The sequence below is a fragment of the Paraburkholderia oxyphila NBRC 105797 genome (genome assembly GCF_000685075.1).
GTDB lineage: Bacteria > Pseudomonadota > Gammaproteobacteria > Burkholderiales > Burkholderiaceae > Paraburkholderia > Paraburkholderia oxyphila.
The window spans coordinates 24,375-48,279 of record NZ_BAYD01000076.1; the positions used below are offsets into that span (position 1 = coordinate 24,375).

At 62.5% G+C, this 23,905-nt stretch carries 22 protein-coding genes; 15 read left to right on the forward strand and 7 right to left on the reverse strand.

The window, feature by feature from the left end; translation table 11 throughout:
* Nucleotides 1-62: 62 nt before the first annotated feature.
* The 5 genes from BO1_RS34095 to BO1_RS34115 all read right to left on the reverse strand — a co-directional run bounded on the left by BO1_RS34095 (nucleotide 63) and on the right by BO1_RS34115 (nucleotide 6,008).
* On the reverse strand, nucleotides 63-851 hold the full coding sequence (locus BO1_RS34095) for an enoyl-CoA hydratase/isomerase family protein (RefSeq protein ID WP_028221398.1): 789 nt from the start codon (nucleotides 849-851) through the stop codon (nucleotides 63-65).
* 9 nt (nucleotides 852-860) lie between these two features.
* On the reverse strand, nucleotides 861-2,591 hold the full coding sequence (locus tag BO1_RS34100) for a CocE/NonD family hydrolase (RefSeq protein ID WP_028221399.1): 1,731 nt from the start codon (nucleotides 2,589-2,591) through the stop codon (nucleotides 861-863).
* Between the two features lie 216 nt (nucleotides 2,592-2,807).
* Nucleotides 2,808-3,731 (reverse strand): amidohydrolase family protein, encoded by a 924-nt coding sequence (locus tag BO1_RS53875; protein ID WP_052409704.1) that lies wholly within the window; start codon nucleotides 3,729-3,731, stop codon nucleotides 2,808-2,810.
* 16 nt (nucleotides 3,732-3,747) lie between these two features.
* The gene (locus BO1_RS34110; RefSeq protein WP_028221400.1) at nucleotides 3,748-4,842 is read right to left on the reverse strand and encodes a porin; all 1,095 of its coding nucleotides are present in this window, start codon (nucleotides 4,840-4,842) and stop codon (nucleotides 3,748-3,750) included.
* 374 nt (nucleotides 4,843-5,216) lie between these two features.
* Nucleotides 5,217-6,008 (reverse strand): enoyl-CoA hydratase/isomerase family protein, encoded by a 792-nt coding sequence (locus BO1_RS34115; protein ID WP_052409705.1) that lies wholly within the window; start codon nucleotides 6,006-6,008, stop codon nucleotides 5,217-5,219.
* A 331-nt stretch (nucleotides 6,009-6,339) separates the two neighbouring features.
* Here BO1_RS34115 and BO1_RS34120 point away from each other — a divergent pair, with 331 nt between their 5' ends.
* The 4 genes from BO1_RS34120 to BO1_RS56655 all read left to right on the forward strand — a co-directional run bounded on the left by BO1_RS34120 (nucleotide 6,340) and on the right by BO1_RS56655 (nucleotide 10,216).
* The gene (locus BO1_RS34120) at nucleotides 6,340-7,104 is read left to right on the forward strand and encodes a TetR/AcrR family transcriptional regulator (protein WP_028221402.1); all 765 of its coding nucleotides are present in this window, start codon (nucleotides 6,340-6,342) and stop codon (nucleotides 7,102-7,104) included.
* 315 nt (nucleotides 7,105-7,419) lie between these two features.
* Nucleotides 7,420-8,208, forward strand: coding sequence for an enoyl-CoA hydratase/isomerase family protein (locus tag BO1_RS34125; protein WP_028221403.1), 789 nt, complete (start codon nucleotides 7,420-7,422; stop codon nucleotides 8,206-8,208).
* A 39-nt stretch (nucleotides 8,209-8,247) separates the two neighbouring features.
* Nucleotides 8,248-9,270 carry an LLM class flavin-dependent oxidoreductase gene (locus tag BO1_RS53880; RefSeq protein ID WP_043287722.1) on the forward strand — a complete coding sequence of 341 codons (1,023 nt, stop codon included), beginning with the start codon at nucleotides 8,248-8,250 and terminating at the stop codon, nucleotides 9,268-9,270.
* A 79-nt stretch (nucleotides 9,271-9,349) separates the two neighbouring features.
* Nucleotides 9,350-10,216 (forward strand): alpha/beta fold hydrolase, encoded by an 867-nt coding sequence (locus BO1_RS56655; RefSeq protein WP_052409706.1) that lies wholly within the window; start codon nucleotides 9,350-9,352, stop codon nucleotides 10,214-10,216.
* A 54-nt stretch (nucleotides 10,217-10,270) separates the two neighbouring features.
* Here BO1_RS56655 and BO1_RS34140 read toward each other — a convergent pair whose 3' ends face one another.
* Nucleotides 10,271-11,038 carry an IclR family transcriptional regulator gene (locus BO1_RS34140; RefSeq protein ID WP_028221404.1) on the reverse strand — a complete coding sequence of 256 codons (768 nt, stop codon included), beginning with the start codon at nucleotides 11,036-11,038 and terminating at the stop codon, nucleotides 10,271-10,273.
* Nucleotides 11,039-11,324: 286 nt separating this feature from the next.
* Between BO1_RS34140 and BO1_RS34145 the strand changes: the two genes are divergently transcribed.
* The 8 genes from BO1_RS34145 to BO1_RS34180 all read left to right on the forward strand — a co-directional run bounded on the left by BO1_RS34145 (nucleotide 11,325) and on the right by BO1_RS34180 (nucleotide 19,270).
* The gene (locus BO1_RS34145; RefSeq protein WP_043287725.1) at nucleotides 11,325-12,182 is read left to right on the forward strand and encodes a pirin family protein; all 858 of its coding nucleotides are present in this window, start codon (nucleotides 11,325-11,327) and stop codon (nucleotides 12,180-12,182) included.
* Between the two features lie 57 nt (nucleotides 12,183-12,239).
* A complete protein-coding gene (locus BO1_RS34150) occupies nucleotides 12,240-13,106 on the forward strand; it encodes an aldo/keto reductase (protein WP_156992546.1) in 867 nt (288 codons plus the stop codon).
* Nucleotides 13,107-13,342: 236 nt separating this feature from the next.
* Nucleotides 13,343-13,855 carry a bacteriohemerythrin gene (locus BO1_RS34155; protein WP_084688416.1) on the forward strand — a complete coding sequence of 171 codons (513 nt, stop codon included), beginning with the start codon at nucleotides 13,343-13,345 and terminating at the stop codon, nucleotides 13,853-13,855.
* 28 nt (nucleotides 13,856-13,883) lie between these two features.
* Entirely contained in the window at nucleotides 13,884-14,879 is a 996-nt protein-coding gene (locus BO1_RS34160) for a PDR/VanB family oxidoreductase (RefSeq protein WP_028221408.1), read from the forward strand.
* Nucleotides 14,880-14,976: 97 nt separating this feature from the next.
* Nucleotides 14,977-16,224 (forward strand): Rieske 2Fe-2S domain-containing protein, encoded by a 1,248-nt coding sequence (locus BO1_RS34165; protein WP_245643973.1) that lies wholly within the window; start codon nucleotides 14,977-14,979, stop codon nucleotides 16,222-16,224.
* 24 nt (nucleotides 16,225-16,248) lie between these two features.
* Nucleotides 16,249-17,517: a Rieske 2Fe-2S domain-containing protein gene (locus BO1_RS34170; RefSeq protein WP_028221410.1), complete on the forward strand. Its 1,269-nt coding sequence runs from the start codon at nucleotides 16,249-16,251 to the stop codon at nucleotides 17,515-17,517.
* Nucleotides 17,518-17,528: 11 nt separating this feature from the next.
* Nucleotides 17,529-18,356: an SDR family NAD(P)-dependent oxidoreductase gene (locus tag BO1_RS53890; protein WP_043287728.1), complete on the forward strand. Its 828-nt coding sequence runs from the start codon at nucleotides 17,529-17,531 to the stop codon at nucleotides 18,354-18,356.
* A gap of 245 nt (nucleotides 18,357-18,601) precedes the next feature.
* Nucleotides 18,602-19,270 carry a MarR family winged helix-turn-helix transcriptional regulator gene (locus BO1_RS34180; RefSeq protein WP_084688418.1) on the forward strand — a complete coding sequence of 223 codons (669 nt, stop codon included), beginning with the start codon at nucleotides 18,602-18,604 and terminating at the stop codon, nucleotides 19,268-19,270.
* A gap of 5 nt (nucleotides 19,271-19,275) precedes the next feature.
* Here BO1_RS34180 and BO1_RS34185 read toward each other — a convergent pair whose 3' ends face one another.
* Nucleotides 19,276-20,313, reverse strand: a complete 1,038-nt coding sequence (locus BO1_RS34185) for a porin (protein ID WP_043287745.1) — start codon at nucleotides 20,311-20,313, stop codon at nucleotides 19,276-19,278.
* A gap of 884 nt (nucleotides 20,314-21,197) precedes the next feature.
* Between BO1_RS34185 and BO1_RS34190 the strand changes: the two genes are divergently transcribed.
* From BO1_RS34190 to BO1_RS34200, 3 genes are read left to right on the forward strand one after another with little or no spacing between them, the layout of a single operon-like run.
* Nucleotides 21,198-22,658, forward strand: a complete 1,461-nt coding sequence (locus BO1_RS34190; protein WP_028221413.1) for an aldehyde dehydrogenase family protein — start codon at nucleotides 21,198-21,200, stop codon at nucleotides 22,656-22,658.
* 43 nt (nucleotides 22,659-22,701) lie between these two features.
* Nucleotides 22,702-23,142, forward strand: a complete 441-nt coding sequence (locus BO1_RS34195; protein WP_028221414.1) for an Rrf2 family transcriptional regulator — start codon at nucleotides 22,702-22,704, stop codon at nucleotides 23,140-23,142.
* Between the two features lie 59 nt (nucleotides 23,143-23,201).
* Entirely contained in the window at nucleotides 23,202-23,846 is a 645-nt protein-coding gene (locus tag BO1_RS34200; protein WP_028221415.1) for an NADPH-dependent F420 reductase, read from the forward strand.
* Nucleotides 23,847-23,905 lie beyond the last annotated feature (59 nt).

Here is a 23,905-nt window from a genome sequence, read left to right on the forward strand (position 1 = left end):
CCGTGCAATTCCCGAGTCCGAATAACACCTGCCCCTGTCCTCTTTGCTGACGTGAAACGCCACTACTTCCCGTAGAAAACCATGTCGCTGGGCTCCTCGTCGCGGTCGAACGCCTTGGCCGTGTGGGCGAATCCGCGCGTGGCGTCTTCCGTGAGGTAAAGGGGCATGGTGATATCGAGCATGGCCGAGTCGGCAGCCGCCACGCCGCCGCCCGACCACGCCTTGAGCAGCGTGCGTGTGGCCGCGTACGACAGCGTAGGACCGTCGGCGAGACGCGCGGCCAGCTCGTTGGCGACGCGCTCGAGCGTTCCCGGCTCCGCGAGATGCGTCACGATGCCCAGACGTTCCGCCTCGCTGCCCGGAATGCCTTCGCCCAGCATGGCGAACCGCGAGGCACGGCCACGCCCCACGCGCTCGGCGAGGCGCTGCAGCGCACCGGCGATGGGCAGCATTGCCGTGGTCACCTCGACGCAACGGAATACCGTGTCGGGCTCCGCCACGATGAAGTCGCAGTTCAGGGCAAGCTCGAAGCCGCCGCCGAACGCCAGGCCCTGCACCACCGCCACCGTCGGGATACGCAGCGCCTCGATCGCACGATATGAAGTGTTGACTTCGGCCACGAAGGTGCGGAACCAGTTCAGATCCTTGCCCGGCCATTCGCGCACTTCGCCGCCGAGACTGAAGTGGGGCCCTTCGGCCCGCACGACCAGCACGCGGATATCGCTTTCGCTGGCTTCATGAACGGCATCCCGCAGGCAGCGGGCAAACTCCAGATCGAGCCGGTTGTAGGGGGGATTCGCCAGGACGATGCTCCCCACCTTGCCGTCGCGCTCAAAACGAATACTTTTCATCAGGGAACCTCATTGATTCAGCGGAATGATCGGGAGCAGCAGATGCGAGGGACGCTCGGCATCGCGATAGATCTTGTGCGTGACCGTATTGCTGCTGCACACGTGATACGGAATGTATTCGACGTCCGTCATCGCGCCCGTCCCGGTCGGCACATCGAGGCTGCTGATCTCGACACAAATGCGGTGGCCCGCCTTGAACTGGTTGGCCGTCGCCAGAATCTGGATCTCGTACTTCACGATCTCGCCCGGCGTAACCGGCGCGATCGAATCCTTCGTGAGCTTGTGGAACGGCTCACCGGGCTTGGACCGGTCGGGATCCGTCGCACGATAAGAAGCCTTGAGCCAGCCACGCGTCAGTTCGCGCTCCGGCAGCGTATCCGGCACATTGCGTTCGCCCACGCGCGCGGTGACGACGGAGACGTCGGGGCCCACATCCTTGAGCGTGACGATCCAGTTCGTGTCGGGCTGGTCGAGCTCCGCGTAGAGTGTCAGCGAAATCGGGCCCGCGACCAGCACGTCATGGGGAAGCGGATCGGTCATGTAGCGCAGACGCTCGACCTTCGAGGTCTTCTTGAGCGGCATTTGCGTGAACACGTCGGGCTCGCGCAGCGCATTGCCGACTTCCGCGGCCGGCCGCGGCGGCTCCGTGGAGAGCTGCTCCCAGCTACCCAGGTAGTACGGGGTCCACTGCGTCTCGGGCAAGGGCCAGTCGGTGCCCGTGCGCCACTCGTTCGCACCCATCGCCCAGTAGCGCACCGGCGGCTCGTCCATGATGCCGGTATCGATACCCTTGAGCCAGTAGTCGTACCAGCGGATCACTTCGTCGTGGTACTGATGGAACGGGCGCTCCAGGTGCGCGGGTCCCGTGAAAAGGAGCTTGCGCGGCTGCTTGACGTTCTGGAAGTAATGCTGCGCGCCGAGCCAGTGCAACTTGTAGGTGTAGGCATAGGCGCCAGAACCCGTATAGAACGGCACCTTGATCGACTTGAAGAATGCCTCTGCGCGCTCGACGGTCCCGTCCTGCTCCCACGGGTTGGTCATGATGTGATACATCACCCACGTTCTCTGACCCTTCTGTGTCAGGATATTGTAGAGGTTGATGTACATCTTGTAGTCGGGGTTGCGCATGGCCTCGCGCCACAGCGCTTCCTGCTCGTCGGGGAGCGGCCCCGGCACGCCGCGCGGCTCGTGCACCGTGCTGAAGACATCGAGCAGGTACGGGAACGTATGGACGACGCCACCGGGGTTGAAGTCGCGAAAGCCGAACATGCCACCGTATGCGCTGCAGGCATCGTAGGGGAAGATGGCCTTGAGCGCCGGGTGCCCTTGTGAAGCGGCGCGCCACTGCTCGCCCGCAAAGCCCGAAATGCCCACCATGCCGACTTTGCCGTTCGACCACGGTTGCTGCGTGATCCACTCGATCATGTCGTAGTGGTCGGTGTTCTCTTCGCCGTAGTGGCCTTCCGATTTCGCGGACCCACGCGGTTGCGCGATCACGTGTACGTAGCCGTTTGCGACGAAGCGGCGGCTGTCGCCTGCCTCCACGGGCCCGAACCAGAGCGGCGCGTGCGCGGGCTGCGGCGGCAGCACATCGGCAATGTCCGGACCCTGCAGGTCCTTGTTGTGCAGCGCCGAAGCGTAAAGCACCGGGTACGGACCGGCGCCATCCGGCCGATAGACGTCTACGGCGAGGCGGGTGCCATCCCGCATCGTCACGATGACATCGCGTTCCTCAATCATGTCTCCTCCACGGATGTTGGTACGTCCTGCTCAGGCAGGCAGCCCTGTGCGCATCGCCTGCGAAACCTGCCTGTGTACGTTGCACTTCACGCCGGCTCTTCACCAGCGCAATCCGGGGGACCCGGACTGTCGATTCACTATACTTCACGACCGTAAAGTACGCAACACGAAAAACCCTGGTGGCCGCGCCGCAAGCGCGGCCTTAAAAAGCGAACTTCAACGTCCCAGCAAGCGCGCGGCGTTTTCTCCGTAGACCTTATCCATGTCGATGCCGGGAATCTCGATGTGGTCGAGCGCCGTGCCAAATTGCCGGATCGCCGCAGTCGGAGCGAACGGGAAGTCGGTTCCGAACAAGATGTGGTCAGGCGTCGTGATTTGCGCGAGCGCGCTCAATGGCGCCTTTCCGCCCGAAAGCGCCGTGTCGTAATACAGCGATTTGAACGCCTCGTACGGGTCGCCCACACGCTCGATCGCGCCCGGCATCATGGAAATGGAAAGGGCAATACGCGGCACGAGGAACGGCAAGGTGCCGCCCGCATGCGAAAGAATGAAGCGGACATTGCTGAACTTGCGCAGCGCGCCCGAGATGATCAGGCTGGTGGCGGTGCGCGTGGTCTCGAACGGATATTCGAGCACCGAAGCCGGCGCAACGCGCGGTATCTCGTGGGGCGGCTGATTCGGGTGGACGAACACCACGGCGCCGCGCCGGTTCAGCTCCTCGAATAGCGGCGTGAAATGCGGGTCCCCCAGATACATGCCGTCGTAGTTCGTGAAGAGAATGAAGCCGTCGACCTTCAGCACGTCGAGGCTGTAGCTCACCTCCTTCAAAGCCGCGTCGATATCCGGCAGCGGCAAGCTGGCAAACGAGCCAAAGCGCGCCGGATGCTTCGCCCTCAGATCGGCCGCAAAATCGTTGCATTTCCTGAGCAGCGTGGCTGCTTCCGGAATCGTCGGCCCGGAGGAGATCGACAGAATGCCCACGTCGATGCCGTTTTCATCCATCATCGCGAGCGCAGCCTCTTCAGACCACGTTGGCGCGACGCCGTTTGGCATCGCGGCGTTCAGGATGTCGAGGCCAACGGCATCGATATAGAGCTTCGGAAGGAAATGCTGGTGCGTATCAATTTTTTGCTGCGGCATGACTCTGTTCTCCTGACTAAAATTTGTGACGCAAACCCACACGAAGAATGCCCTGCGAGCGCCCGCTCGATGGAGCGGTGTCGTAGGTGATCTGTGCTTGCGTCGCCGAGCCGCCCGCCTTCATCCACTCGGCAGCGGCGTAAATGTCGGTTCGCTTGGAAAGGTAGTAATCGGTGAAAAGGCCCAGTGCCCGATAGATTGGGGACTCACTGGTCGAATCGATCTTGCCGTGGGTGTACACATACACGATACCCGCCAGCAGATCGGGCTTTAACTGGTAGCCAAGGTTCGCCTCGTAGTTGTCGAAGCGAACGTCGCCGCCCTCGAAAGCTTTCTTGAACCGCGTCGTGGTGTACTCGAGGCCGACCGTCGCGTTGCCGAACCGGTATTGCGCACCCGTGCCTGCGATCGTCTGACTTTGTGCATTGGGCACGTAGGCGGCAAATGACACCGCGTTCGGTGCTACGCTGTTGAAGACGGCGGTATAGGGATTCTTGATATAGGTGTACGCGGCGGCGGCATACAGCGGCCCGCGAGCGTAGCTCAGGCCGAATGACTTCACGCTATCGGTGGAAAACTGTCCCGCCTGACCGCCAAAGCTATAGAGTCCCGCGACGGACAAGCCCGCGACAACAGGACTGACGTACTTGACGGCATTGTTAATGCGATTGCTCCCGGCCGTATTGTCGATGTCGCCGGCGTGGGCGAAGTAGACGGACCAGTTCAACCCCGCATTGATCTTTGAAAGCAGGTCGCCCATCTCCTCGTATTGACGCCCCAGCGTCAGGGCCCCATACCGGCTTGTGAGCCCCACGTACGCCTGCCGGCCAAAGAGCGCGCCGTTGTTGCCGATGTTGCCGGTGGACGGGTCAAAACCATCTTCCAGAACAAAGACCGCTTTCATGCCGCCGCCCAGATCCTCTGCACCTCTGAACCCCCAACGCGAGATCGAAGCTCCGCCGCTCTGAAGTTGCCAGTTCGAATGGCCCTTCTGATTGGAGGTATAGGTGATGCCTTCGTCGACGATTCCATACAACGTCACACTGCTCTGTGCATACGCCGATGCCGAGACGGCACAGAGCGAAGCGACCACACACGTCAAGCCCTTCATCTCCAGTCTCCTCCAACGTTTGTTCGCTTTCGTCCGAACATTGTCGGCAGCCACCGCAATGTCTGCTTTTTATTTTTACCGTTCGTACAGCTTTAGATTAGCCAAATATTTTCCGGTCGTACAGCATTGCTCGACTGGGACTATCCCTATGGGGCGTCGGTGGGACGTCTATGGAGCGCGGCGCCTGCACGAATCGGGCCGGGGCAAAGTTTGCTTATGGAGTGAGGGAGCGCGAACGCGCTGGAGGCAGCACGCCTTCGCGCTTTCGTGCGAGCGGCACGATGGCGCGTGAGCGGCGCCGGCCGCGCCAGCGACTCAAAGGCAGCGGCTGCGCAGTCCGGCGGGGCTGATCGGCTCCGCCGGATGCAAGAACGTCATGCGGAAGGCGAGGTTGCTGGCCGATCCGATCGGCCAACGAATGCTGCAACGCGGCGGGCGAATTCGCTCGTGGAGGCGCACCGCAGAAACGCCTGCTTCTCATTCTCGAGGTGCTGCTCGAGGCCATCGCCCGCGGCCAGGCCAACGAGCTGCTTCATCTCGCGAACGGCGGCAGGCGGCAAGGCTGCCACCTTGCGCGCCATCGCAAGCGTGTCTTCCTCGAGCGCGTGCGGCTCAGCAAGCGCTTGCACGAGGCGCAACGCGGCGGCTTCGTCCGCGCTCAGCGCGCCGCGCGCCAGCATCAGCTCGAGGGCCTGGGCCGGCCCCAGCCGCCGCGTCAGATGCCAGGAGAGCCCGCCATCGCTGGAAGTGCCGAGCGCTCCGTAACCGACCACGAAGCGGGCGGAAGTGGACGCCACGGCAAAGTCGCACGCCATGGCCAGCGAGAAGCCCGCACCCGCGGCAGCTCCCTGAACGCTCGCGATTACGGGAATGGGCAAGCGCCTGATCGCCAGAATGGCGGCGTGAAGCTCGCTGATCAAGGTTTCTAGAAACGTATCGGACCGCTGCAACCCGGCCAGAATCTGGGCGAGATTGCCTCCGGCCGAGAAGATTCGGCCGGAGGCACGGATCACGGCCACGCGATGCTTCGCACTCGCCCCGATCGTTTCGAGTGCGTTCAGCATGCTTTCGCAGAACGCCAGATCGATTGCATTGGCTTCAGCGTCGTTGTTCAACGTGATCACGGCGATCTCGTCGACTTCGGTAAGGGTAATGGGGCGTGGCATGGGCTGGGCATCTCGATGGGAAAACGGCCGTTCAATCAGCTTGACTAAACGTTATTGGCACGCGAACCCTGCTGCGGAGCGCGTACCCCTCACGGGTGGACGGCTCAGGACTATCCCCAGTTAACCGTCTCGCGGCCTTACTATATTTTACTTTCGTGAAATTTAAAAGCCGTGTTGCGCCGAGAGCCGAGACGCTCACCGCAGGCGCATGCTTTCGTTTGTATTATACTTTTGTACAGTTTTCCGCTGACCCGCCTGATTGGTGGCCGCCAGCAACCCAAACGCCGTCGGGATGAGCGCCCGGTGCGGTAATTCACTATCGGGAATGCAAATGGTACAACGCGCAGTCGCCAGCAAGAGCACCGGCAGGAAGGGCCGGCCGACGGATCTCAAGCGAGCCGAGCAGCAGCGCGCGCAGGAAACGCGCTGCGCCATTCTGAACGCGGCGCTTGCGGAGTTCGCCGCGAAGGGCTATGAGGGTGCGAGCATCCGCGGCATTTCCGAGCGGATCGGCTTGCAGCATCCGCTCATCACTTACCACTATCGGTCGAAGGATATTCTGTGGCAGGCCGTGGCGGAGCATGTGTTCGAGCGCATCCGCGCGCAGTGGGAGGTCTATCTGGACGAGACGCCCCCGGACAGCGCCGCTGAGCGGGTCCGGCTCGTGTATCGCGCGCTCTTCCGCTTCACCGTCGACTATCCCGAGTTTCATCGCTTCATGCTGCAGGAGTTTCTCGGATATAGCGCGCGGCTGCAGTGGGTGGCCGACTCTGTGCTCAAGCCGCTCATCAACTGGCTGCTGCCGCAGATTCAGGAGGCACAGGATGAAGGCACGTTGCCCAGGATGGAACCCATCCTGTTCCATTACCTGGTGATCAGCCTGACGTCGACGCTTTCCGGCTTTGGGCCCGAGATGCAGGCGACGGCCAATATCTCTCCGTCCGATCCCGCTGTGGTCGAGAGCTACTGGAATGCCGTCGAGGATCTCGTCTTCAACAAGAAGGCCCTGCCTCTGGAACTCGCGAAAGCGCAGCCGCGTCCTTTCGGCGTCGAGAAGCCGCTACGGCCGGCATCTCGCGCGAAGTCCAGCGCGTAAGCTCCCCACACTGCGCCGTGCGAGCAAGGCTCGACACGGCGCGCTGCATCAAGCCTCCTTCCCTTGCCCGCGGCTCTGCGGGACTTCCTCCCCCGACGTTCCAATCCGCCGGCGCGCGCCTGGCGTTCGCGCGTGCGCTCAATCGACAGGCAAAACCAGGCAAACCCCCATCGCCGAATGGATTGACACACTCATCTGCGCGCCCTAACATACAACTATGCTGCACGCATTCAATATTATTGAACGATAGATCCGCGTGAAGCTGGGAGACATGAAGGTTTCGTCATTTTCATCATTTATTAAGGATTCCTTTCAATGAGCGTCATCTCCTTCGAGCGTCGCGAGAACGTGGGTCATATCGTCCTCGCCAATCCTCCCGCGAATCTCATAGCGTCCGACTTCGCCAACGCCCTCGAAAGCGCCGTGCGCGAAGCCAGCAAGGCCGATATCAGGTCGCTGCTGATTCGCGCGGAGGGTCCCAACTTCAGCTGCGGCGGCGACGTGCTGGATTTCATCGACAAGGATTTCGATGAGTGGCGCACGTTCATCTCGCAGATGCACTACACCTACCGCTCCATCGAAGCGCTGCAGATTCCGACGATTGCGGCCGTGCGCGGCGCGGCATTCGGCGGCGCGTTCGAGCTCGCGCTGGCCTGCGACTTCATTGTTGCTGCGGAAAACGCCACGTTCCGGTGCATCGAAGCCTCCGTTGGCTCTGCGCCTGTCGCAGGCGGCGTGCAACGCCTGGCGGAACGCGCCGGCCGTGCCTACGCGGCGCGCTACGCCATGCTGAGTGAGCCCATGTCTGGCACCACCGCGGGCCAGCTCGGTGTTGCGGCGTTCGTCGTTGGCGAAGAGCAGGTCGAGGACGTTGCCGAGGATCTCGCCATCAAGCTTTCCAACGGCCCCACGCGCTCCTATGGCGCGATTCGCGCGCTCCTGAAGGCATGGTCGGCAGGCGGCGTGCCCGGCGCCGATGCGCTGATCCTCGATCTCACCATGGGGCTGCACCGGACTGAGGACGCGCGCAAGGGGCGAACGGCACGTGCAGAAGCCCTTGCTCGCGGAGTCGAACCGGCTCCGGTCGTTTTTGTCGGCCGATAGCGCGCGCCCGAAGATCACCTGCACCTTACTGGAACAACGATGAAGTTCGGCATCTTTGACCAAAACGACCGCAATGGTCTGCCCATTCATAAGCAGTACGAAGACAGGCTGCAAATCATCGAGCTTTACGACAAGCTTGGCTTCCATTGCTATCACATGTCGGAGCACCATGCGACCACGCTGAGCGCCTGCCCTTCGCAAAACGTGTTTCTTGCGGCCGCCGCGCAACGCACGACGAGGCTGCGCCTGTCGCCGCTGGTCTACATCCTGCCCGTCCACCATCCCGTGCGTCTTGCCGAAGAAATCTGCATGCTCGACCATCTGAGCAACGGCCGCCTGGAGTACGGCGTGGGCCGGGGCGCGTCGCCCCATGAAATCGAGGCGCTCGGTATCGATTCGGCCACCGCTCAGGCCAGGTACGCCGAATCATACGAAATCATCAAGCGATATTTGAGTTCGGCTACCCTCGACTACCAGGGAACGTTCTGGCAATTCAGCGATGTGCCAGTCGAGCTCAAGCCGCTGCAGACACCGCCCCCGACGTGGTACGCGCTGGCATCGCCCGATTCGACCGTATGGCCCGCCCAGGAAAAGATGAACATCGTTTGCGGCGGCCCCGTGCAACGCGTCAGGTCGATTACCGACCGCTATCGCGAGGAGTTCGCAAAAAGGCATCCCTTGTCCCACGAGCCGCTCATGGGTGTGAACCGCTATATCGTGGTCGCCGAAACGGACCAGGAAGCCATGGCAATCGGCTCGCGCGCATGGTCGACCTTCTATCCGAACTTTTTCAAGCTCTGGAAGAAGCACGGCACGCAGCCCGCCAACGCAAAGCTTCCCCCGACGTTCGAGCCGCTCGTGGAATCGGGCCTCGCCGTGGTCGGCCGTCCCGAAACGGTCCGCGAAAAGCTGCTGGAACAGGCGCAGCAAGGCGCGTTCAACTATCTGATCGGAACGTTCATGTTTGGCGACATGTCCGTGTCGGAAGCGAGAACCAGTATCGGCCTGTTTAGCGAGTCAATCATGCCGGCATTCGGCGAGTCGCCAATGCTCCTCTCGTGAGCGCAAGCCTTCTTTCCGCCCCCGAACGCCCAGCGATCGAGGCGTTCGAAAAAGCGCCTGAAATATGAGCCATCTACACATGCTTGAATCTGACCGTCATCTGCTTGAAGCGTCGTTGCCCGCCATCGAGCAAATTCAACTGGACCTCCCCACTCTGGCCGATCAACGGGTTATCACGTATCGCGCGGCGGGCGACGCGCGCGCGCCCGCCATCGTCCTGCTGCACGGCATTGGCTCGAATTCGGCGGGCTACCGCGCGCAGTTCGCGGCACTGAGCAAGACGCATCGCGTGATTGCCTGGGACGCCCCAGGTTTCGGGCAAAGCAGCCCGTTCGCAATCGACGCGCCCGCTGCCACGGACTATGCGCAGGTGCTGCTGGCCCTGCTAACCGAGCTGGGCATCGCACGCGCAACCGTTGCAGGCAGCTCATGGGGCAGCGTGATCGCGGCGACGTTCGCGGCGCAGTATCCGCTGGCTACGCATGCCCTCGTCTTGAGCGCACCCAATGTAGCGCGGGGCCATCTATCCGGCGAGGAACGGAGCGCGGCGCGAGAGGCCCTGATGCGAAGCGGCGCGGCGCAGTCGGACGAAGCGCGCGCCGCCGTGGTGGACGCACTGGTCGCGCCGGGTGCCGGGCCTCTGGTTCGCGCGCACGTGTCCAGGCTAAGAGACGCCGTAACGCCGACGGGATGGCAACACGCCGTGGACATGCTGTTCTCCACCTACACGCCCACTGTGGTTGCGTCGATCGAGGCGCCGATGTCCGTCCTTGTCGGCAACCTCGACCGCATCGCTCCACTTGAAGAGCATGCCCGGCCCCTGCACATGGCCGGCCGCGACTCGACGCTGCATACGCTCGATGGCATCGGCCACATGCCGAAACTGGAGGCGCCGGGCGCATTCAACGCCATCGTGCTCGCAGCTGCAGCAGCAAAGGCCGGTTGACGCAAGCGCACAAGCCGCGCTGCGGCCGCGGCGCATGCCCGGCCGCTAGCTGATTTAGCGGGCGACCTTTCCGCCCAGCGCAACCGTAGCCCGATTCGCGCAATCGAGCAGTGCCTTGACCGCGTCGCTCTGCGCGTCCGTGTCCAGTGTGGCGGAGGTGCCAATGAGACTGATCGCGAATCGAAGCTCCGCGTCCCTGTCCCAAATGGGCGCGGCGACGGACACATAGCCGAGGTCCGCGCGATGAATGGATGTGAAGCCATGGGCGCGCAATTCGGCAAGCGCTTCTTCGCGCAGCGAAGCGGGCGTCAACGGCTGTTGCGCCGTGAGTTCGCGGCTGATGAGCGCCTCCGTGCGGGCAGGTTGAAGGCACGCAATGAACAACTTGCCCGCGGCCGTCGTGACAAGCGGGATCAGGCCCGTTCTCAGCTCGAGCATGCTGCGCGCGTCCCCTTCCTGCTTGAAGAGACTGACCGGCCCGTCCTCGGCCCAGGCGGTCACGGCCGCGCCACTGCGTGTTGCGTCGCGCAGCGCGATGACCTCCCGCCGCACGATGTCGAATCCATCGAGCTGATTGATGGCGCTCATGCCCAAGGCGAGCGACGCCGGCCCGAGCTTGTAGCACCCGGGTTTCTCGTCCGCCGCAACCAGCCCGGTCCGCACGAGGCTGATCATGTAGTTGCTCGTCGCGCTTGGCGAGAGTTCGGAGAGCGCGGCAATCTCCTTGAGCGGCAGTGCCCGCACACTCGTCTGCAACGCCGTCAAGATCCGGAACGCAATCTCGACGGACTGGATGCCGCGTCTCGCAGTCACATTGTCCATTGTTCAGTCATATCGAAGTCGCGAAAAACGCCGCACCGCGTTCGCACGGACGGCCGCCATATTGGCGCCCGAGGGCGCAGCCTCGGATAATTCAACATAAATTATGTCATTCATTAATGTTGAACTCAATTCCCGTGAACCCCCATTCAATCTCGATCCGGGGATATCCGGGCCCAGATGTATCGCCCGTGGCGATGGGTTGCATCGAGGAATACAGGCTTCTTTGCGAAAACGCCGTCGCGTAACCTTGCCTTATGCCATCACGAATCGAGGATGCCGGCTCATCATGTATTCCGAACATTCCGCAACGGACCTGTCACTGGCCTCATTGCAAAGAACGATTGTTGCGCGGACCGCTGGCCGCCAGCACGGTCCCATCACGCGGCTCGTCAGCCCGTCCGATCTCGGCGAGATGCTGAAGCCCTTTGTGTTTCTTGATCACTTCGATAACTCGGCAGCATCCGATATGCGGTTTGCCATGCACCCTCATTCCGGCATTGCGACGACGACCGTGCTGCTGGAAGGCGAGGTCGAGTATGAAGACACGACAGGCGCTTCAGGGATTCTGCCGGTCGGCGGCGTCGAGTGGATGAACGCCGGGTCGGGCGTATGGCATGACGGCCGCGCAACCGGCGACGGGCGTGGGCGCGGCTATCAGCTGTGGGTCGCGTTGCCGCCCGGGCTCGAACTGGGCGTTCCCCATAGCCAGTATTTGTCCGCGAACGAAGTCCCTCGCATCGGACCGGCCAGCGTCGTGCTGGGGTCTTATGGCAATGTCGAAAGCCCGATTGCCGCGCCGCCAGGCATCAATTACCTGCTCGTGCGGCTAGCGGCGGGGACCCGCTGGCAGTACACCCCGCCACCGGGGCACAACGTCGCCTGGCTCAGTGTTCAACGCGGCGCACTGAATATCGGCGACGAACGCATCGCCAACGAGCTCGTGGTCTTTGAAGAATCCGAAGAGCGTCTGGTCATCACGGCAGATGGGGATTCGGAGTTCGTTCTCGGCTCTGCCGTCGCGCATGCGCACAAGCTCGTGCTCGGCTATTACTCGGTCCATACCACGGCGCAGGCGTTGCGCGCGGGGGAAGACCGCATCATGGAGATTGGGGCAGAGCTGCGTCGTATTGGGCGCATCAAATAGCACGTCTCGATGCCTCCATCATTCCCTTTAACCGCCTCATCAAAGTACAGAGACCGCATGGCCCTGAACAATCGCGAAGCCCCCCCCGTGCCAGACGTCCATGTCAGTAACGCGGCCATTCCGTCCATTGGCTACGGCACTTACGGAATGAGTGGCGCAGACATCTACCGGGTGGTACCCGAGGCCCTGCGCGCCGGTTTCCGTCATATCGACACCGCACAAATCTACCGTAACGAAGGCGAGATTGGCGACTGTATTGCCGCGTCCGGCATTCCAAGACGCGATCTCTTTCTGACGACCAAGGTCTGGGTGAGCCACTACGGCAGTCAGCACTTCGAAGCATCGGTCGACGAGAGCCTGCGAAAGCTAAGGACCGACTATGTCGACCTGCTCCTGCTGCACTGGCCGGGATCGGACGTGCCGCTGCCCGAACAGATCGAGGGACTCAACACGGTCGTGCGCGCGGGCAAGGTCCGGCATATCGGCGTCAGCAATTTCAACCGCGCCCTGATGACCGAAGCGATCCGGCTCTCCGCAGCCCCGCTTGTGACGAACCAGTTCGAATATCATCCGTACCTGAACCAGTCCTTACTCGTCGAAAGTACCCTGCAGGCAGGGCTTGCCGTAACCGCGTATTGCGGCATGGCTGTTGGCCGTGTCTTCAAGGAGCCAGCGCTCGAGCGAATTGCGGCCCGCTACGACAAAACCATCGCCCAAATTGTCTTGCGATGGCTAGTGCAACAACGCGGTACGGTTGCGCTTTCGAGAACCACCCGCGTCGATCGGCTCGCGGGGAACCTTGCTGTGTTCGACTTCGAGCTGGACAGCGCGGACATGGCGGCCATACACGCGCTGGCGACGGCGAACAGCCGGATCGTCGATCCCCCCGGACTCGCTCCGCGTTGGGACAGCACCGCCCCTTGACTCCATGAGCCTGCTGGATGGCGCCGCGATCATGCGCGCGCCCGTCGTTCGCACACAGCCACGCTGCACTTGCCTTCCCTGGAAGTGATATTGGACTGATGTATCGTTCAATGACACTCCGTTCCCCGTTTACCCATCAGCGTTTCCCCTACCTCGACATCGTCAGGCTCGTTAATATATCTTCCTGAGAAGATGTTTAAGAAAACGTGTTTGACAGGACAGGCGTGCGTTGACAAATGAAACCACTGGAAGATCACGGGACGATCAGCGCGTCCCCGTCTGAACCGAAACCGGCTGAAGCGCAGAAGTCAGCGGTGCCCCGCTTCGTCTGGGACGACGACTACGCGCTCGGCCATCGGTCGATGGACGAGACGCATCACGAGTTTGTTGCGTGCGTCAATGCGTTGCTCACCGTTGGAGACGACGGCATCGCGGCGGCACTCGAGACTTTCGCCGAGCACGCAAACCGGCACTTCGGCGAAGAGGACGACGCCATGCTTGTGAGCGCTTATGGATCGGCCGGCTGCCATATCGATGAGCACGCCGCCGTGCTCCGCTCAGTCGACGAAGTTCGCGAGGCACTCGCGCAAGGGCAAACCCACGTCGTGCGCGCCTTCGCGAAGGCGCTCGCAGACTGGTTTCCCGAGCACGTGCGTGTCATGGACCAGGGCCTCGCACGCTGGCTGGTTCAGCAAGAACTCGGGGCGGCGCCCGTGGTCATCCGGCGCCGCCTGGACCTTGCCGCCTGACATGCCCCTCTTTTATCTGGACGCTCTCATGGAAACGGTCAAATCCCCCGTAAGCGATACGTTGCAGGTCCGGGTCTCGGCCAGGACGCCGCTGGCCGAAGATATTCTCGGCTACGAATTCACCCCTGTCTCGGACACACCGTTGCCCGACTTCGAAGCCGGTGCGCACATCGACGTGCATCTGCCCGGCGGCCTGGTGCGTCAGTATTCTTTGTACGACCTGCCGGGCGACACGCCGCGCTACCGCATCGGTGTGCTGCGCGATGCCAGGTCTCGTGGCGGCTCGGTCGCGTTCCACGAACGCGTGCTGGAGGGCGACACGCTCTCGATCAGCGTCCCGCGCAATCACTTCGCGCTGCAGAGCGGTCCTGACCGATCGATCCTGTTTGCGGGCGGCATCGGCATTACACCGATCCTCAGCATGGCCCAGCAACTCGCGCGCGAGAACCGGCCTTTCGAGCTGCACTACTGCGGGCGCTCGCTGCCGCGCATGGCGCTGATCGATCGCCTGCAGCAGATCGCGTCGCCCGACGGCGTGCAGGCGCAAGTGCATGTGCACATGGACGACGGCCCGGCCGAGCAGCAACTCGATGCGCGAGCCGCGATAGGCGCACCGTCTGCCGACCGGCATCTGTACGTGTGCGGCCCCACCGGCTTCATGGACACCATCCTGCAGACCGCACGCGAACTCGGCTGGGACGAAGGCCACCTGCATCGCGAATATTTCGCGGCGGCGCCCATCGAAACCTCGGGGGACGAGCGCTTCGAAATCGAGCTCCACAGCAGTGGCCAGGTGATCGCGGTCGCCGCCGGCCAAAGCGTCGCGCACGCCTTGCTCGATGCGGGCTTCGATCTGCCGCTGTCCTGCGAGCAGGGCGTCTGCGGCACCTGCATGACGAAGGTGCTGGCCGGCGTGCCGGACCATCGTGACCTCTATCTGACCGACGACGAACGCGCACGCAACGATTGCTTCCTGCCGTGCTGCTCACGTGCCAAGACCTCCCGGCTCGTGCTCGATCTCTGATCGCCGGTCAATCATCGCCAAATACTCTAGCGAGGAGTCGAAAATGCTAAGCAGGCAGGATAACGAATTAATGTGCCGGATTGGAGCAGGGACACCCATGGGCGATGCGATGCGCCGCTTCTGGCTGCCGGTGATCCAGTCCACCGACATGCCCGAGGCGAACGGCGACCCGCAAACGGTCGAGCTGATGGGCGAGCGCTTCGTGGTGTGGCGCGACGAGCAAGGCCGGCCAGGCCTCTTTGCGGAAGGCTGCCTGCACCGCGGCGCCTCGATGCAGCTGGCCCGCTCGGAGGGCGATGGCCTGCGCTGCATCTACCACGGCTGGAAGTTTGCCGTGGACGGCAAGGTACTGGAAACACCGAATGTAGAAGACCCGAAATTCAAGGAGCGCATCAAGGGCCGCACCTATCCGGTGCGCGAGGCGGGTGGCCTCGTATGGGCATATCTGGGCCCGCATGGCGACGCGCCGCCCTTCCCGCACTGGGCGTTCATGGACCAGCCGGACGCGCATCGCATCAACGCGTGCGCGGTCATCAACGCCAATTTCGTCCAGGTGATGGAAGGTCTCGTCGACTCCTCGCATTTGACCGTGCTGCACAGCTCCGCACTGGCGAGGACCAATGACTCCGATCTCGACTATGCGAAAAAGACCTCGCATATGCAGTTCGACGCGGCGCCGAAAATCGAAGCCGACGAAACGGACTTCGGCTTCCACTATGTCGCCATCCGCCAGACCGGCGGCACGCGCATCGCGCGGGTCACGGCGTTCGCCGCACCCTGCTTCATCGCCAATGCGAACGGCGATATCTGGCTCGCGATCGTTCCGGTGAACGACGAGCGCTGCAACCTGTATCACGTCTGGTGGGATGCCGAAAAGCGCGTTGGCGAAGAGCCGCTGCGCAGCGAGCAATTGCTGTTCGTCGGCCTCGACGAGCCAACCTTGCGCAAGTACGGCATGACGGCGGATACCTGCGACTCGCCGGCCGCGATGTCGCTTGCCAACGCCTTTGGCCAGGACCGCGCAAAGCAGCGCGGCGGCCACTTCACCGGCTTCGACAGCATCACGCAAGAAGACGCCGCGTGCAGCGTGTCGAGCGGCGCGATCCGCGACCGCTCGCAGGAACTGCTGTGCCCCGCGGATATCGCGATCAGCCGCCTGCATCGCAGCCTGCTGGCCTGCGCACGGGCCGCTCGCGATCAACGCGAGATCCCGGCGCTGCGCGCGGCGTCGGGCCGCGCCATCGGCATCTCCGCGGAGATCGGTCAGGACCAGGACTGGCGTAGCCTGGTACCGCACCACCGGATCGTCTCGGCCCAAGGCGCACGTACAGAACGCAGCCAATAACCGAATACTGACAAGGAGTCCTGCATGTTGAATCGCGAAGACAATGAGCTGCTTTGCCGTGTCGGCCCGGGAACGCCGGGCGGCGCCTTGATGCGACGCTTCTGGCACCCGGTGTGCACGTCCGCCCAGCTGCCCCACCCGGACTGCGCGCCGCTGCGCGTGCGCCTGCTCGGCGAGAACTATGTCGCCTTCCGGGACACCGAAGGCCAGGTCGGTTTTCTGGAAGAGCTGTGCATGCACCGTGGCGCGTCGCTGGCGCTGGGACGCGTCGAAGAAGGCGGCATCCGCTGCCTCTATCACGGGTGGAAGTTCAGCGCCTCCGGCAGCGTGATGGAAACGCCGAATCATGCTGACCCGAAGTATGCACAGCGCCTGAAGGCGCCCGCCTTTCCCGTGCGCGAGGAAGGCGGCATCGTGTGGACCTACGTGGGCCCCGCCGAGCAGGTTCCGCCGTTCTCGCGGTACGCGTTCATGGACGCCAGGCCGCAGCACCGCGTGGTCCTGCGCATCAACGTCGCCTGTAACTACTTGCAGCTCGTCGAGGGTGGCGAAGACAGCTCGCATGTAGGCGTGCTGCACACCAACATGGCGCGCCCCGGCTGGAAGGACAACGAGTTCACGCGCAACCCGGACGTGGTCAATCCCGCCGCGCTCGCTTCCAACGACATGGAGCCGACGCTCAAGATCGAGGAGACGGCGTTCGGCTTCCACTACGTTGCCTTGCGCAAGACCGACGATCCGAAGATCCGCAATGCGCGCGTGGTGCCGTTCATCGTGCCTTATGGCCGCATCATCCCCGCCCCGGCATTCCTGTTCACCGTACTCGAGGTGCCCGAGGACGACATGCACACGAGCACCTACATCGTCGTGCATGGCGATGCGCCGATCACCGAAGAGAAGATCATCGAACTGCTGGGACTGAATGACTCGCGCTACTACGATCGCAAGAGCTGCACCTTCACGGCCAGCTGGGCGGATACGTTCGGCCAGAACCGCGAGCTGATGAAGGAGAACTGGACCGGATTGCGCGGCGTAGAGGTTGAAGATGCCACGATCGGGCTCTCCCAGGGGCCCCTCTACGACCGTTCGCGCGAGCACCTCGTGCCCGCCGACCAGGCCGTCGTGCGCGTGCGCCGCGTGCTCCTCGAGTCGATTCGGCGCGTAGCGGAAAACCGTCAACCGGCGGCGCTCGGCCTCGACCTGCGCGGCGTAAGCGCTTGCGACAGGCAGCTCGACGAAAACGAGTCCTGGCAGGATCTGCTGCCTTCGCACCGCCAGCCGGCAACAGCCTGAGGAGCCACACCATGACCAGTCATTCCACGCGCCACGACGCGCCCGACTACCTGTCCCTCTTGCGGCTCGATGGCCGGGGGTTCGTGCTGCTGGGCGCCGGCCAGGGCATCGGCGAACAGACCGCCCATGCGCTCGCTCAAGCCGGTGCCCGCGTACTGTGCGTCGACAAGGACCCGCAGCTTGCCCGCAACATTGCCGAAGCCGTGGGCGGGATCGCCTGCGTGGCCGACGCAACGTCGCGCGCCGACATGGAGCGCATATTCGATACGGCGCGCCGACAGTTCGGACGCGTGCACGGCGTGGTCGACATCATCGGCGTTGCGGGCATCAAGCCGCTTTCGGCAGTCGACGACGACTCCTGGGCCCAGCAGTTCGACATCGTGCTGCGCCATGCGTACCTCGCCGTGCAGATCGGCGGTGAGATGATGAAGGCCGACGGCGGCGGCACCTTCACGTTCGTCGGCTCGCTGGCCGGTGAACGCTGCGTGCCGAACGAGGTCGCCTACGCCAGCTCGAAGGCCGCGTTGCACCATTTCGTGCGCTGCGCGGGCGCAGAGTACGCGCGCCACGACGTGCGCATCAACGCGGTTTCACCGGGCTTCGTGCGCACGCCGCGGCTGGTGCAGCGCCTGAGCGAGGCCACGTGGGCAACCATCGACGAAGCGATCCCCCTCGGGCGTGCCGCCTCGCCTGCGGACATCGCGGGCCACCTGCTGTTTCTGAGCTCGGACCTCAGCGCCCACATGGCCGGCGAAATCGTCAACGTCGACGGCGGTATCGGCGTGCTTGCCGCGGTGCCCAAGCTGACGTTCGCACCGTCCGCGACACCGACACCCTGAAGCCGATCGACAGCAAAGCTTTGCGAGGGAAGCCGGCCCAGGCCGGCTTCCCTGCTTTATATGGACATGCCGCGCCCGCCACACGCCCTCCGCCAATACCCTTTCCTTCGCTCCCGTCCCTCACGGACCCGCGTCATGATTTGGCGCCGGGAAATTTACGTACAATAGTGAACGGCCGTACTGGCGGCTGGCCCGCGCCAGTCGAGCTCAAGAAAAACGCATGAAATGGCAAGGAAACCATCGAGATGAGCAGCGCCGTTCCCAAGCAGCCCGCACGCACCCGCACCAGCAAGAAAACCTTGCCGGCACAAACGGAATCCGTGAGAAAGCCGGGTCTCCCCGGGAGCAGCCAGATCGAATTCATCACGCTGCAATGGCAGCGCGAACATAGCGATCTCGATCTTTCGAACTTCCTGCTCGCGATCTATTTCATGGGGCTCGGCACACTCGTCGAGCAGGCCTTCGACAAGATGTGCCAGCGCATGGCGGGTATCAGCGGCTCGGACATGCGGGTGCTGCTCGCCTTGCGCCGCAGCGGCCATCCGTATGCGAAGCGCCCCACCGACCTGTACCGCGCGCTGCTCGTGACCTCGGGCGCGATCACCAAGAAGATCGATCGCCTGACCGGCCTCGGTCTCGTGGAGCGGCAACCCGATCCCAGCCACGGCGGCGGGTTCATTGTGCATCTGACCAGGAAGGGCCTCGATCTCGTCGAGAAGGCGGTCGTGCGGCTCGCCGAAGAATCGTCGATCGCACCGGCCATGGCGCACTTTTCGGAGGAGGAGCGTGCCGCAGGCAATGCGTTTTGCCTGCGCGCGCTCGCATTGATGGAAGAACATGTGCTGCCCGGACTCGAAGAACCCGATCAGGCAGCACCGAAGTCACGCGCCAAAAATACGCGACGCGCGGACTGAGCACATTAGAACAGGTGGCGAATGCCGACGACCGTGCCTACCGTCGTGCCCGTGGTGCCGTAAAGCGCTCCATCGATGGACAAACCCGTGTCCATTTTCCCGTGGTTGTTCACAATGCCAACCTGGGCGTAAACCGATGTCTGTCTGGACAGGAGATATTGTCCGCCCACCGCGCCCAGAATGGAGTGATTCGACGAATCATTGCGATCGGTCGTGTACCACACGCCCCCGTTCACATCGATCGTCGGCGTAATATAGTAGTCAGCGCCGCCACCGTACACGTTGCTGCTGAACGACCCCGAAACCTTGTAGCTGGCGAACGATGCCTTGACGGTCAGCGAGCCGAATTTATACGAGGCCCCCAGCGTGCGGCCGAAGAAGTCCACGGTGGTTGGAATGGGCGTTTGCGCCGCACCACCCGAATTTCCGTTGTAGAAAGCCGCATCGATCAACAGCGTGCCATTGTCGTAGTGCAGATCCGCCGAGTATTGCCGGCCAGCCGCGAAATTGCCGGCCTCGCCGCCAAGCGCGTACAGTACGCTACCCTGAAACCCGTATATGACGGGGCTCGTGTACGATACGGCGTTTGAATTGAACACCCCCGTAGCCGCTACGTTGTCGACGTAGATAATGGCGCTGCTGCCGAAGGTAGACATACCGCGAGGATCGAGTCTATATGCAGCAAGAAAAAACGGCGAAAGCTGCAAGCCCGCCTTCACTTCGCCCAGATCGCTCTTCAAGCCAACGTAGGCCTGGCGGCCGAATAAATTCCCGTTCGAAATGCCGAAGCCCCCGTTTGCAACGCTGATGCCGCTCTCAAGCTTGAACTCCGCCTTCAGACCGCCTCCGAGGTCCTCAGTGCCCTGCAGACCGAACTGAGACGGCGCAGATCCAGAGTCGATAAGAGAAATTTGTTTCCCGGCATTCTGTCCGGTGGCGCTATTCAAGGTTTTGCTCGTGTACAACAAGCCCGAATCGAGCAGACCATACAACGTCACGTTGCTTTGCGCGTGAGCCACGCCTGCGAAAAGCACCATCGTCATACCGACTGCGATATTGCGCTTGGCGAACCATTCCGTCTTTACCATCTCCAGTCGTCTCCGATATATCGATTCTAGTTAAGTACAAGTCAAACACCACCTGTCCGGCAGAAGATCAGAAGCCCTCTGCCCGACGCAGTTGTTCGTACAGCGTGGGTCACGGTGCCCGCGATTACCAGAAACATCCCTTATTTTTCGGAAAATTACCGTAGTATTTATTTTGACGTACTAATTACATAGAAAGATGGTGCTGCACTCCGAAGCCTGTTCGCCAGCATGCGCTGGAGAAATTCGTATAGCTCGTCCACTCAAACATTCACAGCCCTGGGATCGCGCTCGCAAGAACACGCACGCTCGACTCGCCCGCCCAGTTCCAGCAGACCGCTACGCACAAATCATCTTCTAAGGAAGATACATCCATGACATCTTATGCGTCAACCAAGGCGATTCCAGGGAGTTACCCCAGTGGCGAAATACTCATACATGGCGCGCCTTTTCACGGATAAATACTTCCGTAATCTTCACCCATCGCAAGCTGCCGGCTATGCCGTCACCTCCCCTCGCGCGAACTGACTCCCTTACAATCTTCCGTGGAATATATTTCGCGTATGGATAACGGTAAGTAAGCGCTACATGGCAGACGCGTGACGAACCACATCGAAGCGTCAAAGGCCAGTGATTTCAACGCTTTTGCGCACTGCTGTGCTGGCCGCCGGATCGCACTCATCGTTCTATCGCGTGCAACGTTACGTTGTCGTACAGGAGATGTGCGCATGATCGCGGCCGACATAGTATTGCGTTGTGACGCGTAACTCCACGCTTCGGCCAGAGCGGCCGCATCTTCACCTGCGCTTGCGTGGACCCACCACCCCAATCAGGATTCCGAAATGAGTACAACACCAACTTACAAGTACTATGCGGGCGGGAAATGGCTCGAAGCCCAGGATGCACAAACCTTCGAGGTACTGGAACCCTATAGCCGCAAACCGTTCGCGCAGGTTGCCGCGGGTGGCCGCCCGGAAGCCCGTGTTGCGGTACAAGCCGCTGCCGAGGCATTTCCGGCGTGGTCCAGCACGCCGCCGGCCGAGCGAGCGCGCCTGTTCCTGAAGGCGGCGGAGATCGTCAAGCGCCGCCGCAGCGAGATTGCCGACGCGCTCGCCCGCGAAACCGGCAGCACGATTTCGTTCGCCAACTTCCAGCAGGACCTCGTGGCCGCAACGCTCGAACAAGCGGCCGGCTGGATGTACCAGCCGGCGGGCCAGGTGCTGGCGACGAACCAGCCCGGCGCGCATTCCATCGCGGTGCGCCGCCCGCTGGGTGTGGTAACGAGCTTCACGCCATGGAACGGCGCCAACATTCTTTCCTGGCGCGCGGTCATCTCGCCGATCGGCGCGGGCAATACCGTCGTGGTGAAGCCCTCCGAACTCGCGCCCGTCTCGGCCGGCCTGATGCTGGCCGAGATTGCGCACGAAGCGGGCTTCCCTGAAGGCGTGATCAACGTCGTGTCCCACGCACCGGGCGCGGCAGGCGAAATCGCAGACGAGTTCTTCGATAACCCCGATGTGCGGGTCATCAACCTGATCGGCGGCGTAAAGACGGCGCGCATGCTTGCGGAGCGCGCGGGCCGCACGCTCAAGCGCACCGTGCTGGAGCTCGGCGGCTACAACCCGATGATCGTGCTCGACGATGTCGATCTCGACTATGCGGTCCGCACGGCCACATTCGGCTCGTTCTTCCATCAGGGGCAGATTTGCCTGAATACGCGCCACATCATTGTCCAGCGCAAGATTTACGACGAGTTCGTGACGCGATTCGTGGCCCGAACCCGGACCCTCACCAAGGGTGATCCGCAGAATCCGGCCACCATCATCGGACCGCTGGTGACGCCCGCCGCCGTCAAGCTCGTTGATGACCGTATCAAGGACGCCGTCGCCAAGGGTGCTGTCGTGCGCACCGGCGGCCGCCACGAAGGTCAGGTCTACGAACCGACGATTCTGACCGATGTGCCCGCCGATGCGCTGGTCGCGCAGGAGGAAACCTTCGGGCCCGTGGTCGTGGTCGAGGCGGTGGACACGCCCGAGGAAGCCGTGGCAGCCGCCAACCGCACCATGTATGGGCTGTCCTCCTCGATTCTGGCTGGCGATACGTACCGCGCGTTCGAGCTCGCTCCCAAGATCCAGTGCGGGATCGTCAACGTGAATACGGCGACGGTCAACGACGAGATCCATGCGCCGATGGGTGGCGTGCGCGACAGCGGCTGGGGCCGCACTGGCCCGGACAGCCTGGCCGATTTCAGCGACGTCATCTGGATCAATTCGCGCAGCGCACAGACGCCCTATCCGTTCTAGGCCAGCGGCGCGGCCATCTCGATCGCTTGATTCGCCAATCATCATGCCCACCAGCACGCGCTTCGCTGTCGCCGTTCACACGCTTGCCGCCATGGCGGCAAGCGGCGGCAAGCCCCTGCGCTCCGAAGATCTGGCGCATAGCGCCAGCACCAGCGCGGTCGTGATCCGCGCACTGCTGCAACGCTTGAGCGATGCACGGCTCACGACCGCGCAGCTCGGCGCGGGCGGCGGCGCGCTGCTGGCGAGGCCCGCGAAAGAGATCAGATTGCTGGACGTGTATCTCGCAGTGGAGGACCCAGCGCTTTTTTCCTTGCACCGGAGTCCGCCCAGCGCCGACTGCCCGATTGGCGGCAACATCCTCGCCGCGATGCAGCCATCGCTGGATCGCGCGCGTCGGGCGCTTGAAGACGAGTTGGACAAGGTGAGCGTGGCCGATATCGCACGAGAGGTTGCGCGGCTCGGTCAGTTCGGCATTACGTTGTAGTAGTGCTTTTTTTACCCACAAATGTCACTGTGTCGGTGACAGATTTTCTGGAGATTTGTATGAGCATCGGTATCATTGGATCGGGCAACATCGGCGGCGGCTTTGCTCGCGCGCTGGCCAGCAAGAATATCCCCGCGGTGATTGCCAACAGTCGCGGCCCGGAATCGCTGAAGGCATTGACTGACGAGTTGGGGCCCTCCATCAGGGCCGTCACGGTGGCCGAAGCGGCTCAGGCCGATATCGTGCTGGTGGCGGTGCCGTGGGACGCGATAAAGGATGCGCTTGGCGGGCTTCCCGACTGGGATGGCCGGATTGTGATCGACAGTAACAATCCGCTCGTGCATCTCGATCCGGATTCGGACGATGCTGGGGATCCGGCCAATCCGTTTGCAGCGCTTGGGATCAAGCCCGCGGATATCGGCGGGCGGTCGTCGAGTGTGGTGTTCTCTGACTGGGCGCCCGGCGCGCGTGTCGTGAAGGCGTTCAATCATCTGAATGCGCAGGTGTTTGATAGTCTTCAGGTGCCTAATGGGCAGCGCGTTTTTTTCCTTGCGGGTGATGATGCTGATGCCAAGGCGCAGGTTGGCAAGCTGATTGCGCAGTTGGGGCTGGCTAGCATTGACCTCGGGTCGCTTGAAACGGGCGGACGGCTGTTTCAGATTCCGTTTGGGCCGCTTTCTATTGTCAATCTCGTGACTATCTAAGGTCCCCGTTTGAAAACGGTGTGGGATTCTTAAGGCGTTGGCCTTGACTTGTTTTCGCG

Bases quoted from the DNA above. Each gene is read 5' to 3' on its own strand.
- BO1_RS34150 (WP_156992546.1), top strand. From the start codon at position 12,240: ATGGCCCTGAACAATCGCGAAGCCCCCCCCGTGCCAGACGTCCATGTC.
- BO1_RS53890 (WP_043287728.1), top strand. From the start codon at position 17,529: ATGACCAGTCATTCCACGCGCCACGACGCGCCCGACTACCTGTCCCTC.
- BO1_RS34195 (WP_028221414.1), top strand. From the start codon at position 22,702: ATGCCCACCAGCACGCGCTTCGCTGTCGCCGTTCACACGCTTGCCGCC.
- BO1_RS34140 (WP_028221404.1), bottom strand. From the start codon at position 11,038: ATGGACAATGTGACTGCGAGACGCGGCATCCAGTCCGTCGAGATTGCG.
- BO1_RS34120 (WP_028221402.1), top strand. From the start codon at position 6,340: ATGGTACAACGCGCAGTCGCCAGCAAGAGCACCGGCAGGAAGGGCCGG.
- BO1_RS56655 (WP_052409706.1), top strand. From the start codon at position 9,350: ATGCTTGAATCTGACCGTCATCTGCTTGAAGCGTCGTTGCCCGCCATC.
- BO1_RS34160 (WP_028221408.1), top strand. From the start codon at position 13,884: ATGGAAACGGTCAAATCCCCCGTAAGCGATACGTTGCAGGTCCGGGTC.
- BO1_RS34100 (WP_028221399.1), bottom strand. From the start codon at position 2,591: ATGATTGAGGAACGCGATGTCATCGTGACGATGCGGGATGGCACCCGC.
- BO1_RS34200 (WP_028221415.1), top strand. From the start codon at position 23,202: ATGAGCATCGGTATCATTGGATCGGGCAACATCGGCGGCGGCTTTGCT.
- BO1_RS34145 (WP_043287725.1), top strand. From the start codon at position 11,325: ATGTATTCCGAACATTCCGCAACGGACCTGTCACTGGCCTCATTGCAA.
- BO1_RS34190 (WP_028221413.1), top strand. From the start codon at position 21,198: ATGAGTACAACACCAACTTACAAGTACTATGCGGGCGGGAAATGGCTC.
- BO1_RS34155 (WP_084688416.1), top strand. From the start codon at position 13,343: ATGAAACCACTGGAAGATCACGGGACGATCAGCGCGTCCCCGTCTGAA.
- BO1_RS34180 (WP_084688418.1), top strand. From the start codon at position 18,602: ATGAGCAGCGCCGTTCCCAAGCAGCCCGCACGCACCCGCACCAGCAAG.
- BO1_RS34110 (WP_028221400.1), bottom strand. From the start codon at position 4,842: ATGAAGGGCTTGACGTGTGTGGTCGCTTCGCTCTGTGCCGTCTCGGCA.
- BO1_RS53880 (WP_043287722.1), top strand. From the start codon at position 8,248: ATGAAGTTCGGCATCTTTGACCAAAACGACCGCAATGGTCTGCCCATT.
- BO1_RS53875 (WP_052409704.1), bottom strand. From the start codon at position 3,731: ATGCCGCAGCAAAAAATTGATACGCACCAGCATTTCCTTCCGAAGCTC.
- BO1_RS34185 (WP_043287745.1), bottom strand. From the start codon at position 20,313: ATGACGATGGTGCTTTTCGCAGGCGTGGCTCACGCGCAAAGCAACGTG.
- BO1_RS34125 (WP_028221403.1), top strand. From the start codon at position 7,420: ATGAGCGTCATCTCCTTCGAGCGTCGCGAGAACGTGGGTCATATCGTC.
- BO1_RS34165 (WP_245643973.1), top strand. From the start codon at position 14,977: ATGGGCGATGCGATGCGCCGCTTCTGGCTGCCGGTGATCCAGTCCACC.
- BO1_RS34170 (WP_028221410.1), top strand. From the start codon at position 16,249: ATGTTGAATCGCGAAGACAATGAGCTGCTTTGCCGTGTCGGCCCGGGA.
- BO1_RS34095 (WP_028221398.1), bottom strand. From the start codon at position 851: ATGAAAAGTATTCGTTTTGAGCGCGACGGCAAGGTGGGGAGCATCGTC.
- BO1_RS34115 (WP_052409705.1), bottom strand. From the start codon at position 6,008: ATGCCACGCCCCATTACCCTTACCGAAGTCGACGAGATCGCCGTGATC.